Origin of the sequence: Paenibacillus sp. Aloe-11 (assembly GCF_000245715.1) — a bacterium.
Classification (GTDB): domain Bacteria; phylum Bacillota; class Bacilli; order Paenibacillales; family Paenibacillaceae; genus Paenibacillus; species Paenibacillus kribbensis.
The window spans coordinates 137641-138048 of sequence record NZ_JH601045.1 but is presented as its reverse complement, the minus strand read 5'-3'; the positions used below and the strand labels follow the sequence as shown (position 1 = coordinate 138048).

The 408-nt window shown below is 59.8% G+C and carries 1 protein-coding gene; it reads left to right on the top strand.

Features of this window, described 5'->3' with window-relative positions:
- Positions 1-408 (top strand): aminotransferase class III-fold pyridoxal phosphate-dependent enzyme (locus tag WG8_RS27920; RefSeq protein WP_007428807.1); only part of this gene is annotated, 408 nt, incomplete at both ends.

Below are 408 nucleotides of genomic sequence, written 5' to 3'. Positions count from 1 at the left end.
CGTAGCCGCAGGCTCTGGCCCATCCACGCTGGGCATACCGGACAGCGCAGGAATTACAACCAACATTGCGAGCGAGGTTATTACCGTGCCTTTCAATGATCTCGACGCGCTGCGCCAAGCCCTGGAGCGTTGGAGCGACGATGTGGCGGCAGTCATGGTCGAGCCGATTGTCGGTAATTTCGGCATGGTAATGCCGCAGCCAGGATATCTGGAAGGGCTGTGCTCGATGGCGCGGGCGAACGGCTCCCTCGTCATTTATGACGAGGTCATTACCGCGTTCCGCTTCCACTACGGTTCGGCCCAAACGTATGCAGGTCTGGACAACCATGATGCGATTCAGCCGGATTTGACCGCGCTGGGCAAAATCATGGGCGGCGGTCTGCCGATTGGCGCCTACGGCGGCAGCAA